The sequence below is a fragment of the Streptomyces sp. CC53 genome (assembly GCF_001865245.1).
In the GTDB taxonomy this organism is placed as follows: Bacteria; Actinomycetota; Actinomycetes; order Streptomycetales; family Streptomycetaceae; genus Streptomyces.
In genome coordinates this window covers 17,277-33,463 of the sequence record NZ_MKXB01000064.1, presented here as the reverse complement: position 1 = coordinate 33,463, position 16,187 = coordinate 17,277, and the positions used below count along the sequence as shown (strand labels likewise).

The window sequence follows — 16,187 nt, the reverse complement described above, 5'->3', positions numbered from 1 at the left end:
CGTCGTGGCACCGGGCCGACCGACCCGGAACGTTCAGCCGAGGACGTTCAGCGCGGCGGGCTGCACGCGTACGGTGACCGGCAGCGCGGCGTCGACCTCGCCGTCCGCGCCGTACGGCAGGCCGCGGTCGGCCTCGATGCGGACCTCGCTGCCGCGCACCACCTCCACCTGCGGCCGGGCCAGGTGGGCGCCCGTCTTGAGCTCGTTCATCATGGTGAAGAACAGCCGCTTCGGTGCGTCGTGCACCACCACCACGTCCAGCAGCCCGTCGTCCACGCGGGCGTCGGGCGCGATGAGCCGACCGAAGCCGTAGAAGGCGGAGTTGGCGGCGACCACCGTGTAGCCGCGCCGTTCGAGCAGCACCCCGTCCACGGTGATCCGGTAGGTGGCCGGCCGCCAGGCGGCCACCGCCCGCAGGCCCCCCGCGTAGTAGGAGGCGGAGCCCCGCAGCAGCCGGGAGCGGTTGGCGTACCGGTTGGCCACCGCGTCGACGCCCGCGTACACGCTGCCCAGCACCGACACCTCGGGGTGCGCCGCCGAGGCCACCCCGATGGTGTCGACGCCGCGCGGCGAGCCGTGCAGCAGCACCTCGGCCAGGGCCCGGGGGGCGCCGGGCAGGCCGAGGGCCCTGGCGAAGTCGTTGCCGCGGCCTGACGGCACGAGACCCAGCACCGCGCCGGTGCCGCTCAGTTCGCCGCCGACGGCGCCGGCCATCCCGTCACCGCCGACCGCGAGCACGGTCCGCCCGTCCGCCGCCGCCCGCCGCGCCAGGGCGCGGGCATGGTCCAGGCTGCGGCTGTAGCGGGTGTCGAGCCGCGCCCCGGCCTCCCTCAGGAGGCGGGCGACGGGCAGCAGGGCCGCCGTGCCGCCGGAGCTTCCCGCGGCGGGGTTGACGACGGCGGTGAACTGTCTCATGGGCGCGCCTCCGTGAGGGGGTCGTGGACCGGGGCCGGCGGCCGGGTCAGGGGAGGGGGATGAGGATGCCGGGGTTGAGGATCCCCGCCGGGTCGAGGCCGGCCTTGACGGCCCGCAGGGCGCGCACGCCGAGCGGCCCCGCCTCCTGGGTGAACCAGTCGCGGTGGTCGGTGCCCACGCCGTGGTGGTGGCTGATGGTGCCGCCCGCCGCGAGGATCGCCTCGTTCGCCGCGTGCTTCGCGGGCTCCCAGTGGGCGACCGGGGCGTCGCCCTGGGCCGATACCACCGTGAAGTACAGCGAGGCGCCGTTCTCGTACACGTGGGAGACGTGGCACATGACCAGGGGCGGTGTGCCCGCGCCGGTGAGCGCGGAGGTCAGGGCCTCCCGCACGGCGGCGTACAGTCCGGGCAGCCGCGACCAGAACGCGGCGGTCTCCAGGGTCTCCGCGAAGGCACCCGCGTCGAGCAGCGCGTCCCGCAGGTAGGGGGCGTCGTAGCGGCCGCGCGCCCAGCGTTCGCCCGGCTCCTCCCCGGCGTACTCGCCCCCGGCGGCCAGCAGCACCTCGCGGGCGCCGGCCCGGCGCAGCGCCGTGTCGGCCTCCGTCCCCTCGAACCCGACGACGGCCATGCAGCCGGCCGGGGCCGCGCCGTCGCCGATGCGGTCGGGGTGGGCGAGGCCGATGAAGGTCTCCGTCTCGTCGGAGAGCCGCAGCACCGTCGGGCGGGGACCGTCCTGCGCCAGGGCGCGCAGGGCCCGGGTGCCCGCGTCGAAGGAGGGGAAGCGCCAGCCTTCGTAGACCCGCACCGCGGGCAGCGGCCGCACGCGGACGGTCACGGACGTGATGACGCCGAACGCCCCCTCGGAGCCCAGGACGAGCTGGCGCAGGTCGGGCCCTGCGGCCGAGCGGGGGGCGCGGCCGGTCTCCCAGGTGCCCTCGGGCGTGGCGACGGTCAGGCCGAGGACCATCTCGTCGAACCGGCCGTAGCCCGCGGACGCCTGCCCGCTGGAACGGGCGGCGGCGAAGCCGCCGATGGTGGCCCACTCGTAGGACTGCGGGAAGTGGCCGAGCGTGAAGCCGCGCGCGTTGAGCAGTGCCTCGGCCTGCGGCGCCCTGAGCCCGGGCTGGAGGGTCGCGGTGCGGGAGACCTCGTCCAGGTCGAGCAGGGCGTCCATGCGCCGCAGGTCCAGGGCGACGAACCGGGAGCGCTCGGGCGCCAGGCCGCCGACGACCGAGGTGCCGCCGCCGAACGGCACGACCGCCAGCTGGTGTTCGGTGCAGATCCGCAGCACCGCCAGGACCTCGTCGTGGCCGGCGGGCAGCAGCACGGCCGCGGGGATGTCGTCCACGTCGCCCGCGCGGATGCGCAGCAGGTCGGGGGTGGACTTGCCGCGGGTGTGGCGGATGCGGCTCTCGGCGTCCGTGCGGACGTGGGCGCTGCCGCCGAGGCACCCGGCGAGGGCGCGGTGCGCCGCGGCGGTGAGGGTGGAGTCGGGGACGGCGATCTCGTCCAGGGCCGCGGGCCCGTCCGCACGCGGGGCGACACCCAGCAGGTCGCGCAGCAGTCCGATCACCGTGTCGGGCAGCGGTGCCGCCTTGGCCGGGTCGCCCCAGCCGCTCCACAACATGTCCACGTGGCTTCGTCCTCACCGTCGGTTTCGCGGGTGTTCCCGGTGCCCGGGGCCCCGCAGGCATTACACTGTGACAGATGACGCCCATTCGTCACAACCATTCGGACGCGGACCCCGTCCTCGACGCGGCACGCGACTGCGTCCTGGCCGTCGGCGTGCGCCGTACGACACTCACCGACGTGGCCCGCCGCGCCGGTGTCTCCCGCATGACGCTCTACCGCCGGTGGCCCGACGTCCGCACGCTCGTCGGCGACCTCATGACCCGCGAGTGGATCGGCGTGGCGCTCTCCGCCATGCCGGAACGGCACCCCGGAGCGCCCGCGCGGCCCCGGATCGTCGACGGGCTGGTCGCGGGCGTCGCCGCGTTCCGCGCCCACCCGCTCTTCCACAAGATCCTCGACGTGGACCCCGAACTGCTGCTGCCGTACGTCCTGGACCGCCGCGGCGCCAGCCAGGACGCCCTGCTGGCCCTCCTCGGCGACGCGCTGGAGGAGGGGCACGCAGACGGTTCCGTCCGCCGCGTCCACCCCGAGCTCCAGGCGCGTGCGCTGCTGCTCGTCGTCCAGTCCTTCACGCTCTCGCTGCGCACCATGACCGAGGAACCGGCGGACGGCGCCGGCGCGGCGGCCACGGACGGCCCCGGCGCCGCGCCCGGTCCCCGCACGGCCGGACCCGGGTCCGGCGCGGCCGCCGCGCTCGACGAGGCCGCCTTCCTCGGCGAGCTGCGGACCATCCTGGAAAGGACCCTCACCCCATGAGCCGCCCGAGCACCTCCGCCCAGCCCGCCCACTCCCTGAACGCCGCCCGCCGCCGACGCGAGTTCGCAGAACTCGCCGACGGCGCCGTGGTGGACGTGCTCGTCGTCGGCCTCGGCGCCACCGGTGCCGGCGCCGCCCTCGACGCGGCCTCCCGCGGCCTCAGCGTCGCCGCGGTCGACGCGCACGACCTGGCCTTCGGCACCTCCCGCTGGAGCTCCAAACTCGTCCACGGCGGGCTGCGCTACCTGGCCACCGGACAGCTCGACGTCGCCTACGAAAGCGCCGTCGAGCGGGGCGTCCTCATGGAGCGGACCGCCCCCCACCTCGTGGCGGCCCAGCCCTTCGTCCTCCCCCTGACCCCCTTGGTGTCACGCCCGCAGGCCGCCCTCGCCCGGGCCGGCTTCCGGGCCGGCGACGTCCTGCGCGCCGCCGCCCGCACCTCCCGCACCACTCTCCCCGCCCCCCGCACCCTGTCGCCCGTGGAGACCCGCCACATGGCGCCCGCCCTGCGGCCCACCGGCCTGCGCGGCGGCCTGCTGTCCTGGGACGGCCGGCTCAGCGACGACGCCCGACTCGTCACCGCCCTGGCGCGCACCGCCGCCGCCCACGGCGCGCGCGTCCTCACCCGGGCCCGCGCCCTCCGGCTGGACGGCGACGGGGCCCTCGTACGCGACGAGCTCACCGGCGGCGAGACGCGTGTCCGCGCCCGCACCGTCGTCAACGCCACCGGCGTCTGGGCCGGCGGCCTCGTCGGCGACATCCGGCTGCGGCCTTCCCGCGGCACCCACCTCGTCCTGCGCTCCGAGGACCTGGGCTCCCTCACCGCGGGCCTCCACATCCCGATCCCCGGCGAGGCCAACCGCTTCGTGCTGGTCCTGCCCCAGGGCGACGGCCGCGTGTACGTGGGCCTGACCGACGAGCCGGTCGACGGCGGCATCCCCGACGTGCCGGAGGTGCCCGAGACCGACATCGGATTCCTCCTCGACGTCCTCTGCTCGACCCTGGACGTGCCGCTGGGCCGCGACGACGTCATCGGCGCCTTCGCCGGACTGCGGCCCCTCCTCGACACCGCGGCGGACGCGGACGGCGGCCGCACGGCGGACATCTCCCGCAAGCACGCGGTGCTCACGTCCGCGGAGGGCGTCGTCACCGTGGTCGGCGGCAAGCTCACCACGTACCGGCGCATGGCGCAGGACGCCGTGGACGCGGCCGTCCGCGCCCGCGGCCTGCCCGCCGCTCCCTGCCGGACCGCGTCCCTGCCCCTGGTCGGCGCGGCGCGCCCGTCCCGGCTCGCCGCCCTGGAGGCGCCCCGCCGCCTCGTGCGCCGCTACGGCACCGAGGCCCCGGCCGTCCACGCGCTCGGACTGGCGGACCCGGACCTCGCCCGACCCGTGGTGCCCGGGCACCCGGTCACCGGGGCGGAACTGCTGTGGGCGGTACGCCACGAGGGGGCCCTCGACGAAGGCGACCTGCTGGACCGGCGCACCCGCATCGGTCTCGTACCGCAGGACCGGGAAGCGGCCCTGGCCGCCGCGGGGGAGGCGCTGCGGCGCGCCGCCGACCAACCCACCGCGCCCTGAAGCCGCATGCGGCGGGGGCGCGTCCCCACCGCGCCGGACCCGCGCGGCCGGCGCCCCGCGCCCGGTCGGCGATGCCGGGTACGCAGCGGGGACGGCCCTGCGGAGCCGGCCCCGGCCGACTGCGGAGCGTTGACCGGCGCCGGGCGGGCGGCGGCTCGGCCCCGACGCCGGAGGGACGCGGCGGCCGGATCGGGCCGCCGGGAGACGGCGGTGACCCGGTTCCGCACCGGGACGACGGGGGCCGCGGCTCGGCAGTGCGCCCGCAGGAGGCGGGGACGTGACCCCGCTGCGCCGGACCGGCCCGCCCTGACGCTGAAGCAGGTCCGGGGTGCCGCAGGGCACCCCGCCGGTCCGCCCGCGGGAGCCTCCGGTCGGTCCCTCCGGTCCGCTCTCGGGAGTCTCCGGTCCGTCCCTCCGGCCCGCCCTCGGGGGCCTCCGCTCCGCCTCCGGCAGCCCCGGGATCGGAGCCCCGCATGGAGCGGAGCCCGCCCCGGCGACCGGTGCCGGGCCCGGACCGTGACGCGTCGTCCATGCCCGTGCTGCCGCCCGGAAGCGTCGTCCGTGCCGCCGCCCCGGCGCGCCGGGTGGCGCGCCCGAGCGGCACCTACGGGGGCGGGCGGAATGCGGCCGTCCGCGGTAAGCCCCCCGTAGGCCCCAGGATGCGGAGGGGGCGGCACCGGACACGGGTGGGGGCGTTCGCCCCCCCGTGCCGTCTGCGGCCGTGCCGTGCCGGGTCGGCTGCCTGGGCGGGCAGGCGGCGGGCACCGGGCTGCGGCGGGTGGACGGCCGCGGTCCGCCCGACCCGTACCGCCTGGCTTCAGACCCCCTCCGCCTGGCGGAGCTCGGCGAGCAACTCGGTCTGCCCCGCCAGGAGGTCGGTGAGGATCATGCGGGCGGCCCGCAGGAGTTCGGCGACATCGCCGCCGGCGAGGGCGTAGCTGACCGTGGAGCCCTCACGTATGGACACGACGATGCCGGAACGGCGCAGAACCGCCAACTGCTGCGACAGGCTGGAGGGTTCGATGTCGATGTCGTCCAGCAGGTCGCGCACGGGAACGGGCCCATTCTGCAGTAGCTCCAAGACCCGGATGCGCACCGGGTGTCCGAGCATGCGGAAGAACTCGGCCTTGGCCTGGTAGAGGGGCACCTGCATGGTGGATTGCTCGCTCCCTGCCGCGGTTGACGGGCTGCGTCCTCAGCGGTGACCTGCGGCCGACCGCTGCGGCGACGTCGTTCACCACGATTTTCCCTGGTCCGGGCCCCGCACACCTCATGGATTGGGCCGATCTGTATGTGGCTACATGAAGAAATCTTCAACTCATGGGTGTGCGAAGGCCCGGACGGAGAGCGTGTCTAGACTTCCAGCTCCGCCTCGATGCGCTTGAGCTGGTGGCGGGCCATCGCCAGATTGGACTTCGCCTTGTCCAGGACGAGGTAGAGGAACAGCCCGTTGCCGCCCCGGCCCGTCAGCAGCCGGATGAGGTGGTACTGACTCCCGAGTGTGATCAGCATGTCCTCGATGTCGTCCTTCAGGCCGAGGTGCTCCATCGTGCGGGCCTTGGCCCGGATCACGTCGGTGTTGCCCGCGGCCGCAACGGACAGGTCCAGGTCCTTGCCGCCGCCCAGGGTGCCGAGCGCCATGCCGCTCGTGTAGTCGACCAGGGCGACGCCGAGAGCGCCCTCGATCGAGGTCAGCGTCTCCTTGAGCGAGATCTCCACGTTGGCCATTTCGGTATGTCCTCCAGTGCCGGTTCTGTCCGGGGCGCACGGCCCGGATCCGTGACTTGGACCTTACGCACTGTGGTCAGACATATGGTCGGCTTGTCCTACGGATGACAGGAGAAGATCGAAAGAGCGCACCACGGGATCATGTGTGATCGACAGCATCCGATAAGTGACCGCATCGCGCTTCTGTACGGTCGGCTGGTGCCCTTCGGCTCCCGGGGCCCCGTCGCCGCCCCCGAGGTGCCTGCTCCGTCTGGCCGCCGTGCACCCGCCCCTCCGTGTAGAGGGGCGCCCGCCCCTCCTCTCCCGGCCGGCCCCGACCGGCGAGGACGTGCCGGGCACTCCGTGCCGGGGCGGCGGGCTGTACGGTGTCGGGCGACGGACTGGAACGCAGCACGGCTGTCCAGATCGACCCGTCGGGCAACGTGTGGTGGGCCGACAACTGGCGTGACGTGCCGCTGTAGACCGATCCCGGAGGCCACGAGATGGTGGTCTTCGTCGGACTGGCCGCACCCGTGCGCACACCGCTGCCCGGTCCGCCCCGGCACCTGTGACGGTCCGCGTCCGCGCCGGCGCGGGCCTCGTGCGGCCGTGTCGGCGCCGACCGGTGCCCCGCAGGCCCTACGCGGCCAGCCCGCCGCGTCGCGCGGCGGAGCCGTGGCACACACCGCACGTCGTGATCGGACCGGGGGGTGATCACGCTTCCCGCGGTACTGCCGTTCGCCGCCGGCCGTCCCGGGCCCCGCCCGCCGGAGGGGGCTCCGGGAGAAGCCGGGCGGGTGCGGTGGCGCAGGGGCCCGGGCCGGTCCGGCGTCAGCGGTAGTACGGGTACGGCGGGTAGACGTACCCGGCGCCCCAGTACGGGGCCATGCCGAAGTGCCGGAAGACGTCCTCCGAGTACCGGGACTCGTCGACCAGCTCCGGGTCGTAGGCCGGCGCGTCGGCGATCTGCTGGCGGGACCGGCTGATGGCGACGACGTCGTCCCGCACGTCCACGACGGCGTCGACCGGCACGAACGTCTTCTTCTCGCCCAGTCCGAGGAAGCCGCCGTGCTCCACGAGCAGGAAGCGGACCTTGCCCTCCTGCTCGTCGATGAGCAGGTCGTCCACCTTGCCCATCTCGTCGCCCTCGGCATCGACGACCTTCCGGCCGCGCACGTCCTCGTCCGGCGACGCCACCGTCTGCCCGGATTCGCTGATCTTCTTCAGGACAGGAGCGTTGCCCGTGGTCACGTGTTGTCTCCTCGTCTCTCGCTGCGGGGCCCCCGGCGGGCGGTCCGGCCCGGTGGCGGGGCGCCGGACACACCGCGCTGCGGCGGTTCGGCGCCCCTGCCGTCTCCGGCTCCCGCAAAGGGCCTTTCACGCAGGAGCGACTATCCGCACTCTTGGCGGCGAAACATGACTATCTGGACCAGTCCCGCTTCTGCGGCGCCCATCGAGCCGCCCCCGCCCGCCTGATCGGCGCCGCGCGCCCGCAGACGGCCGGGCCGGACGGGGCTCACGGCAGCGGTGCGCCGCGGGCTGCCGTCCACAGCTCGTACCACTGCTCGTGCCCCAGGCCGGGCGCCCGCGTCACGGCGTCCCGGCAGGCGCGGATCCGCTCGGGGCGGGTCGTGCCGACCACCGGCACGATCCCGGCCGGGTGGCGCTGGAGCCACCACAGCACGATCGCCTCCGGGGTCGTGCCCCCGGCCTCGGCGAGCCGCGCCACCAGGGCGGCGGCCGGGCCGTTCTCCGGGTCGGAGAACCGCCCGCCGGCGAGCGCCCCCCACGCCTGGAGCTGCACGCCACGCTCGACGCAGTGCTCCACGGTCCCGGACGGGAAGCCGACACCGGCGCCCGCGACCGTGTTCACGAGCACCCCCTCCTCCACCCAGTCGCGCCGGTGCAGGCTCATCTCCAACTGGTTCACGGTCAGCGGGACGTCCAGGAAGGACTGGAGGCGCGCCATCTGGGCGGCGTGCATGTTGGACACGCCGAAGCGGCGGACCAGGCCCTGCCGGTGCAGGGACGACAGCGCCCCGGCGAGCTCCGCCGGATCGGCCAGCGGGTCGGGCCGGTGCAGCAGCAGCACGTCGACGTGGTCCGTGCGCAGCCGGGTCAGGCTCTCCTCGACCCGGCGCAGCACGCTCGCGCCCCGCAGGTCGTACAGCCCCGGCCTGCCGTCGTCGGGGAGGCGGATGCCGCACTTGGTCTGGAGCGTGATCCGCTCCCGCAGGCCGGGGGAGCGCGCCAGCACCTCGCCGAACACGGACTCGGACTTGCCGTGCCGGTAGATGTCGGCGTGGTCGAAGGCCGTCACGCCGATGTCGAGCGCCGCTTCGACGGCCGCCTCGGCGCGGGCGATGTCCTCGGCCCCGTAGGGCAGGCTGTCCCAGGCGCCTCCGAGGGCCATGCAGCCGTACACGAGGCGCCCGCCGGTCGTGGGGTGGGTCGGGGTCATGCTCGTCGCTCCTCTGGTGCGGGGTCGTGGTGGCGGGCTGGGCCGGGGTGCCGGTGCCGGCCGCCGGGAGCTCCGCCGGGCGACGGGCCCCGGCCCTCGGCGCAGCGCCCCGGGCCGTGCGGCCGAAGGGCCCCGCCGGGCCGTCGCCCGCTCTCCCGGCGACGGTGCGCGATGGGGCTCCGTGCCCGGTCCGTCGGGCAGCCGGTCAGGGGCCCGCCTCGACGGGCTCGGCGACGCCGGCGATCGCGGCGGCCTGGCCGAGCAGGGCCGCACGGTCGATGGCGTCGCTGCCGGTCGCGGGCACGGTGCAGGCGTACGCGCCCGCCACGGCACCGTACAGCGCGCACCGTGCGGGTTCCTCGCCGGACAGGTGGCCGAAGAGGAACCCGGCGGCGTAGGCGTCGCCCGCGCCGTTGGAGTCCACGACGGCGCGGCGCGGCGCGACGGCCGGGACGTGGACGAGCGGGCCGCCGGAGGCGAGGAGGCAGGAGCCCTCGGCTCCGGCGGTGGCGACGACCGTCCCGGCCCGGCCGCGCTCCAGGATGCGCCGCATGGTCCGCTCGGGGTCCGCCAGGGCGCTGGTGGAGACGAAGACGAGGTCGGCGCCGAAGGCGAAGGGCTCGTGGTACGGATTCTCGCCGTCCCAGTCGTGCAGGTCCGTGGAGACGGTCAGGCCCGCTTCGTGCAGCAGCGGCAGGACGTACGCGCACGGCTGGGTGATCGAGACGTGCGCGTGGCGGCTGACCGCGGCGAGGGCGCGCACCACGTCTTCGGGGAGCCGGTCGGACTCCCGTGAGCGGGTGCCGTCGTAGAGGGAGAGGCGGCGGCCGTCGGGGCCCACGAGGTTGACGGCGCGTTTGGTGCCTGCGCGCTGCGGCACCCCGGTGAAGTCGATGCCGCGGTCGCGGTGGAAGGCGCGGACGAGGTCCCCCGGATGGTCGTCGCCGGCCATGTCGATGTGGGGGGTGCACAGCCCGAGGGAGCTGAGCCCCAGCGCCACGAGGTCCCCGGTCTGGCCCGCGCGGGTCTCGATGCCGGGACGGATCGTGTAGCTGTCGGCGTACGGGAGCGGCAGTTCCGGCACATGGACGATGGTGTCGACGCCCGAGCCCCCCAGGACGAGGGCGTCGTACTCGCTGCTCATGGCTGTTCCTCTCGGATGCGGGCCGCTGACGGCCACGGCCGCCGGCGGCCGAGTCAAGCAGCCGCCACCCCGGCCCGGCAAGATCTTGCAGCAAGCTCCGCAAGGTCGTCGCCGTTGCACGGGGTGCGAGGGGCGTCGAGCGCGTGCCACTCGCACGGCACCGCCCTCGGACCGGACACCGCCTATCCGGTCGTGGCGGGAGGCCGGCAGGGACCGCGGTGCGACGATGCGCCGCCGGGCCGCAACCCCGGTGGGGAGGCGTCGGCCGCTGCGGGGAGGGGCGGAGTCACACGGTGCACACGGGCCCGCCCGGCGGTGCGGAGGCGCCCGACGGCCGCGGAGACTGCCGCGGTGCGGCGGCGCGCCAGGTCGACGGCAGTGGTCCCCGGTGTGCGGCGGACCGCCCGGGCCCGGCTCCGCCGCCTCGCTGTGCGCTCTCCGGCGGAAGGGCCTCCCACCAGTCGCACGACGCCTCAGGGGAGGGGCAGTCGCGGCCGTCCGCGCCGTGGCGCGCCAGGGTCGCGACGGCGGGCGCTCCGGCGCGCCCGCGGCACGAGAAGCGTCCGGCGCCAAGAGCCGCACGCCCGGCACGACGAGCGTAGGGCGCGGGGGAGCGCCGGGGGAGGGGCGGGCGGCACCGAGTCGCACGGACACGCGGTCGGGCCGCACCGGCACGTGCGACGGTCCCGTGCGGGCGGTCGCCGCCGTGGGGGGGGCGAGCAGGTCATGCGTCCCGGACTCTTGACTCTCCTGCCGCCGGTCGCGATCCTCTGGTGAACTCGCCACCCCTGACGGGGAGTTGCTCCGCCCGCCGCCGTGACCAGCCCGTCGGCGGCGGGGCGGGCCTGCGGGCCGGCACGTCCCCCCCACGCCCCGGAGGTGTGACCATGACCGGAAACGCACCGCGAAGACCCGTACGGGCCACTGTCCTGGCCCTCGTCCTCGCCCTGGCCGCCACCCTCCTCGCCGCGGGGACCGGCTCCTCCGCCGCGGCCGCCGAGGAGTGGTGGAACCCGGCCGCGCGCCCTCAGCCCGACTCGGGCGTCAACGTGACGGGTGAGCCCTTCGGCGGAGCCGACGCGGACGGGCGGGTGCGCGGGTTCGTCGACGCCCACAACCACCTGATGTCCGACCAGGGCTTCGGCGGCCGCCTCATCTGCGGCTCCACCTTCTCGGAGAAGGGCGTCGCCGACGCCCTGAAGGACTGCCCGGAGCACTATCCCGACGGTGCCCGCGCACTGTTCGAGAACGTCACCGGCGGGGCCGACGGGCACCACGACCCGGTCGGCTGGCCCACCTTCCGGGACTGGCCGGCCCACGACTCGCTGAGCCACCAGCAGAACTACTACGCGTGGGTCGAGCGGGCCTGGCGCGGCGGCCAGCGCGTCCTCGTCAACGACCTCGTCACCAACGGCCTCTTGTGCTCGCTCTACCCGTACAAGGACCGCGGCTGCGACGAGATGGACTCCATCCGGATGCAGGCACGCAAGACGTACGAGCTCCAGGACCACATCGACCGCATGTACGGCGGCCCGGGCAAGGGCTGGTTCCGTGTCGTCACCGACGCGGAGCAGGCACGCGACGTCGTCCGGCAGGGCCGGCTCGCCGTGGTGCTCGGCGTCGAGACGTCCGAACCGTTCGGCTGCAAGCAGATCCTCGACATCGCCCAGTGCGACGAGGAGGACATCGACCGGGGTCTCGACGAGCTGTACGCGCTCGGTGTGCGCAGCATGTTCCTCTGCCACAAGTTCGACAACGCGCTGTGCGGCGTCCGCTTCGACTCGGGCACCATCGGCACCGCCGTCAACGCCGGGCAGTTCCTCTCCACCGGCACGTTCTGGAAGACGGAGCGGTGCACCGGGCCGCAGACCGACAACCCCATCGGGCTGACGGCCTCGGCCGACGCCGCGTCCCTGCTGCCCGACGGGGTGTCGATGCCGTCCTACGCCGAGGAGGCCCGCTGCAACACGCGCGGCCTCACCCGCCTCGGCGAGTACGCCCTGCGCGGCATGATGCAGCGCAACATGATGCTGGAGATCGACCACATGAGCGTGAAGGCCGCCGGGCGGGCCTTCGACATCCTGGAGTCGGAGTCGTACCCGGGGGTCATCTCCAGCCACAGCTGGATGGACCTCGACTGGACCGAGCGCCTCTACCGGCTCGGAGGCTTCGTCGCCCAGTACGCCAACGCCGCCGAAGGGTTCGTGGAGGAGGCGCGGCGCACCGCCGCGCTGCGCGACACCTACGGGGCGGGTTACGGCTACGGCAGCGACATGAACGGCGTGGGCGGCTGGCCCGGTCCGGTGGGCGAGGGCGCCGCGAACTCCGTGCGCTACCCGTTCACCAGCGCCGACGGCGGCTCCGTCCTCGACCGCCAGGTCACCGGCGAGCGCACCTGGGACCTCAACACCGACGGACTCGCCCACAACGGCCTGCTGCCCGACTGGATCGAGCAGATCCGCCTCAGCGGCGGCGGGGCGCAGGACGTGGTGGACGACCTGCTGCGCGGCGCCGAGTCCTACCTCGGCACGTGGCGGGCCACCGAACGGCACCGTGCCGGCACCGACCTGGCCGCGGGCGCCCCGGCCGCCGCGAGCTCCACCCAGTGGTGGAACCCGTTCGCGGACCACCGGCCCGGCCGGGCCTTCGACGGGGACAGGGCGACCCGCTGGGCCAGTGAGTGGAGCGACGACCAGTGGCTCCGCGTCGACCTGGGGGCCGTCCGCAGCGTCGGCCGGGTCGTCGTCGACTGGGAGCGTGCCTACGGCCGCGAGTACCGCATCGAGGTGTCCACCGACGGGTCGCGGTGGCGCACCGTGTGGTCGACCGCGGAAGGCGACGGAGGACTCGACACGGCCCGGTTCGACGCCACCGCGGCCCGCTTCGTCCGGCTGCACGGCCTGCGCCGCGGCACGGGCTGGGGCTACTCGGTCCACGAGATGGGCGTCTACCGGAGCTGATCCGGCCGGGGCGCCCGCGGTGCGCCGGGCGGTACGGGGCGGCAGGGCGAGCGCCGCACCGTACCGCCGGCCCGCCGAGGACGCCCCCGCTCGGCGCCGGCGCGTGAACGGCCGGCGCGGAGCCGCGGGCGCCGGAGCCGTACCGGGAACGGGGAGGGGCGGGGAATGGCACGGATGCCTGCGGCCGAGCGGCGCCGGCAGCTGGTGGAGGCCGCGATACGGGTGATGACCCGGGACGGCGTCGCCCGGGCCACCACCCGCTCGATCGCCGCCGAGGCCGGTGTGTCGCTGAGCGTCTTCCACTACTGCTTCGCGTCGAAGCAGGACCTGTTCGAGTCCGTCGTCGAGACGATCACGGAGCACTCCGTCGCCGGGGTGGACCCCTCGGTGGCGCTGGAGGGCACCGTGCGGGACACGGTCCGCGCCGGACTGCGGGCCTACTGGGACCACGTCGTCACCCATCCCGGCGAGCACATGCTCACGTACGAACTCACCCAGTACGCGCTGCGCCGCCCCGGCTTCGAGCACCTCGCCCGCCGCCAGTACGAGCGCTACGCCGCCGCCCACGTGCAGCTCGTGGAGAGGCTGCGCGACTCCGCCGGCCTGGAACTGCTCGTCCCGGCGGCGACCCTCGCGCGGTACCTGGCCGTGGTCACGGACGGACTCACCCTGAACCACCTGGTCCTGGGCGACCCCGAGCGTGCCGAGGAACTGCTCGACGTGATAGCGGACCAGTGCGCCGCCCTGGTCCGCCGCCCGCCACGCCCCTGAACCGGGCCCGGACGCGCTGCGCCGCCCGGCCGGGCCGCGCGCCCGCGTCCGCCCTTGCGCCCCGCCCGGTCAGGCCGCGCGCCCGCCTCTGTTCCGGGTCGTCACCTGCGCCGCCGCACCGCCCCAGGAGGCGTACCCCCCGGTGCCACCGGGGGGCGGTGGGTCACAGGCCGAGCGTGAACCACACGGTCTTGCCGCCGTCCGCCGGCCGTATCCCCCAGTCGACCGCCAGGGCCCGCACCAGGAACAGGCCGCGCCCCGACTCCGCGTGCTCGGGCGCCCGCCGGGGGTCGGGCAGGTGCGGGCTCCGGTCGGCCACCTCCACGGTCAGCTCGGTGTCGGTGCGGCACAGGTGCAGGGACACCGGCCCTTCGCCGTGCCGCACGGCGTTCGTCAGGACCTCGGACAGCAGGAGCAGCGCGTCGTCCGACACGGCCGCGCAGTTCCAGGTGCGCAGCGCCCTCCTCAGGAACTCCCGGCCCTCGCGCACGGAGGAGGGGACCGCGGGCAGGGTGACGGCCGCCGCCGCGGGGGGCGCGGGAGGCAGCCGGGTCAGCACCAGCGTCACGTCGTCGTTGTGGCCGTCGCTGCCCGGCAGCAGCGTGGCCAGCACATGGTCGGCGGCGGCCTCCAGACCGGGCACGTCACGGGCGAACAGCCCGTCGAGGGCCTTCAGGAGGAACCCCAGCCGGTCCTCGATGTCGCAGCCCGGCGTCTCGATCAGACCGTCGGTGTAGTGCACCAGCGTCGCCCCCGGCGGCACGACCGCGGAGGACTGCTCGTAGAGGACACCGCCCACGCCCAGCGGCGCGTTCACCGGGGCGGGCAGCACCCTGGCGCCCTCCTCGGGGACCGCCAGGAGCGTCGGCAGGTGCCCGGCCGAGCACAGCGTCACCTCCCCCGTCCGGGCGGCGATGACCAGGTAGCTGCAGGTGACCAGCTGGTCGGGCACGCCCAGGTCCGCGACGCAGCCGTCCAGGGCCTGAAGGAGCTGCCGGGGCTGCATGCCCGTCTTGGCGAGGGCGTGCGCCGCGGACCGCAGCTGTCCCATCGCCGCCGCGGCCTCCAGGCCGCGGCCCATCACGTCGCCGATCAGCACCCCGACCCGCCCCGCGCCCAGCGGGATCAGGTCGAACCAGTCACCGCCCACGCCCGCGCCCTGCGTGGCCGGGCGGTAGCGGCTCGCGGTGGCCAGGTCCGGCACGTCCGGCGGGGTGCCCATCAGGCTGCGCTGCAGCGTCAGCGCCACATGGCGCTGCTGCTCGTACAGCGCCGTCAGCTCCTTCTCCACCTGCTTGCGGTCGCTGACGTCACGGGCGATGGCGCACACCCCGATGACGGCGCCGTCCGGGGCGCGCGTCGGCCAGAGCGTGACGTCCACGTCGAGGAGCCCGCCGCCCCGGGTGACCCGCATCGCCTCGAAGTGCTCGACCTTCTCGCCCTTCCGCAGCCGGTCCAGCAGCGTCGCGATCTCCGCCCGGCTCTCCGGCAGGGCCAGCATCGACACATGCCGCCCGATCACCTCGTCCGCGGTGTAGCCGTACATGCGCTGCGCCGCGGCGTTCCAGTAGGTGATGCGACCGGTCAGGGTGTTGGCGAGGATGGCGTCCTGCGAGGACTCGACCAGCCCGGCCAGTTCGTGGATGCGCCGCTCCGCCGCCTTCCGGTCGCTGACGTCGCGGACCGCCGCGGAGACCACCAGGCCCTCGTCCGTCTCCAGCGGGCTGAGGCTGATCTCGACCGGGAACTCCGTGCCGTCCTTGCGCCGCCCGTACAGCTGCAGACCCGCACCCATCGGCCGCACCTGCCCGTTCGCCGCGTACCCCGCGCGGTGCGCCCGGTGCTGCGTGCGGAAGCGCTCCGGCACCAGCAGCTCCACCGGCCGGCCCAGCAGTTCCTCCCGGCCGTAGCCGAACAGCGCTTCCGTCTGGGCGTTGACGAGCCGGATGACCCCGCCGTCGTCCACGATGACCATCGCGTCGGGCGCCGCCTCCAGCAGACCGCGGAACCACTCGCCCGCGGCGTCCCGGACGCCAGGGCGCCGGGACGGCTCGCCGTGCGGGCGAGGCCGCGCCGTCGGTACGGGCACCGGTCGCGTACCCGACGTGCTGTCACTGCCGTTCATGTCGTCGCCTCAGAGCCGCCGCCGAAAGGGATGTCGGCCATCCCAGCGCACCGCACCGCTTCCCGGGGCCGACTGCCCCCTACTGATCGAGAACGCCCGAAGCTGGCGGTACGCGGTACGGAACTGTCCCCGAGCC

General features: G+C 75.2%; 12 protein-coding genes. 4 read left to right on the top strand and 8 right to left on the bottom strand.

Annotated elements, in window-relative coordinates:
• Positions 1 to 33: 33 nt before the first annotated feature.
• Both BJP40_RS05820 and BJP40_RS05815 read right to left on the bottom strand, forming a co-directional pair.
• Positions 34 to 915, bottom strand: a complete 882-nt coding sequence (locus tag BJP40_RS05820) for a YegS/Rv2252/BmrU family lipid kinase (RefSeq protein ID WP_071279159.1) — start codon at positions 913 to 915, stop codon at positions 34 to 36.
• Positions 916 to 961: 46 nt separating this feature from the next.
• The gene (locus BJP40_RS05815) at positions 962 to 2,548 is read right to left on the bottom strand and encodes an FAD-binding oxidoreductase (protein ID WP_071279157.1); all 1,587 of its coding nucleotides are present in this window, start codon (positions 2,546 to 2,548) and stop codon (positions 962 to 964) included.
• A 74-nt stretch (positions 2,549 to 2,622) separates the two neighbouring features.
• On the opposite strand from BJP40_RS05815, the gene BJP40_RS05810 reads away from it, so the two are divergent.
• The gene (locus BJP40_RS05810) at positions 2,623 to 3,303 is read left to right on the top strand and encodes a TetR/AcrR family transcriptional regulator (RefSeq protein ID WP_071279155.1); all 681 of its coding nucleotides are present in this window, start codon (positions 2,623 to 2,625) and stop codon (positions 3,301 to 3,303) included.
• Positions 3,300 to 4,883, top strand: a complete 1,584-nt coding sequence (locus BJP40_RS05805) for a glycerol-3-phosphate dehydrogenase/oxidase (protein ID WP_071279153.1) — start codon at positions 3,300 to 3,302, stop codon at positions 4,881 to 4,883. Before BJP40_RS05810 ends, BJP40_RS05805 begins: the two co-directional genes overlap by 4 nt.
• 817 nt (positions 4,884 to 5,700) lie before the next feature.
• On the opposite strand, the gene BJP40_RS05800 is transcribed toward BJP40_RS05805, so the two are convergent.
• The 5 genes from BJP40_RS05800 to BJP40_RS05780 all read right to left on the bottom strand — a co-directional run bounded on the left by BJP40_RS05800 (position 5,701) and on the right by BJP40_RS05780 (position 10,195).
• Positions 5,701 to 6,036, bottom strand: a complete 336-nt coding sequence (locus BJP40_RS05800; RefSeq protein WP_071279151.1) for a helix-turn-helix transcriptional regulator — start codon at positions 6,034 to 6,036, stop codon at positions 5,701 to 5,703.
• Positions 6,037 to 6,236: 200 nt separating this feature from the next.
• Entirely contained in the window at positions 6,237 to 6,611 is a 375-nt protein-coding gene (locus tag BJP40_RS05795; protein ID WP_071269435.1) for a hypothetical protein, read from the bottom strand.
• Between the two features lie 810 nt (positions 6,612 to 7,421).
• Entirely contained in the window at positions 7,422 to 7,841 is a 420-nt protein-coding gene (locus tag BJP40_RS05790; RefSeq protein WP_071269433.1) for a PRC-barrel domain-containing protein, read from the bottom strand.
• Between the two features lie 265 nt (positions 7,842 to 8,106).
• Positions 8,107 to 9,051 carry an aldo/keto reductase family oxidoreductase gene (locus tag BJP40_RS05785; protein WP_226962823.1) on the bottom strand — a complete coding sequence of 315 codons (945 nt, stop codon included), beginning with the start codon at positions 9,049 to 9,051 and terminating at the stop codon, positions 8,107 to 8,109.
• A 205-nt stretch (positions 9,052 to 9,256) separates the two neighbouring features.
• On the bottom strand, positions 9,257 to 10,195 hold the full coding sequence (locus BJP40_RS05780; RefSeq protein ID WP_071279149.1) for an adenosine kinase: 939 nt from the start codon (positions 10,193 to 10,195) through the stop codon (positions 9,257 to 9,259).
• Positions 10,196 to 11,082: 887 nt separating this feature from the next.
• Here BJP40_RS05780 and BJP40_RS05775 point away from each other — a divergent pair.
• Complete coding sequence (locus BJP40_RS05775) at positions 11,083 to 13,155, top strand: discoidin domain-containing protein (RefSeq protein WP_071279147.1); 2,073 nt, start codon at positions 11,083 to 11,085, stop codon at positions 13,153 to 13,155.
• A gap of 165 nt (positions 13,156 to 13,320) precedes the next feature.
• A complete protein-coding gene (locus BJP40_RS05770) occupies positions 13,321 to 13,926 on the top strand; it encodes a TetR/AcrR family transcriptional regulator (protein WP_071279145.1) in 606 nt (201 codons plus the stop codon).
• 163 nt (positions 13,927 to 14,089) lie between these two features.
• Here the strand turns inward: BJP40_RS05770 and BJP40_RS34005 are convergent, their stop codons facing one another.
• Entirely contained in the window at positions 14,090 to 16,051 is a 1,962-nt protein-coding gene (locus tag BJP40_RS34005) for a PAS domain S-box protein (protein WP_177204310.1), read from the bottom strand.
• Between the last annotated feature and the right edge of the window lie 136 nt (positions 16,052 to 16,187).

Coding starts and splice junctions, on each gene's coding strand:
- BJP40_RS05810 (WP_071279155.1), top strand. CDS start 2,623: ATGACGCCCATTCGTCACAACCATTCGGACGCGGACCCCGTCCTCGAC.
- BJP40_RS34005 (WP_177204310.1), bottom strand. CDS start 16,051: ATGAACGGCAGTGACAGCACGTCGGGTACGCGACCGGTGCCCGTACCG.
- BJP40_RS05775 (WP_071279147.1), top strand. CDS start 11,083: ATGACCGGAAACGCACCGCGAAGACCCGTACGGGCCACTGTCCTGGCC.
- BJP40_RS05820 (WP_071279159.1), bottom strand. CDS start 915: ATGAGACAGTTCACCGCCGTCGTCAACCCCGCCGCGGGAAGCTCCGGC.
- BJP40_RS05780 (WP_071279149.1), bottom strand. CDS start 10,195: ATGAGCAGCGAGTACGACGCCCTCGTCCTGGGGGGCTCGGGCGTCGAC.
- BJP40_RS05800 (WP_071279151.1), bottom strand. CDS start 6,036: ATGCAGGTGCCCCTCTACCAGGCCAAGGCCGAGTTCTTCCGCATGCTC.
- BJP40_RS05795 (WP_071269435.1), bottom strand. CDS start 6,611: ATGGCCAACGTGGAGATCTCGCTCAAGGAGACGCTGACCTCGATCGAG.
- BJP40_RS05805 (WP_071279153.1), top strand. CDS start 3,300: ATGAGCCGCCCGAGCACCTCCGCCCAGCCCGCCCACTCCCTGAACGCC.
- BJP40_RS05785 (WP_226962823.1), bottom strand. CDS start 9,051: ATGACCCCGACCCACCCCACGACCGGCGGGCGCCTCGTGTACGGCTGC.
- BJP40_RS05770 (WP_071279145.1), top strand. CDS start 13,321: ATGGCACGGATGCCTGCGGCCGAGCGGCGCCGGCAGCTGGTGGAGGCC.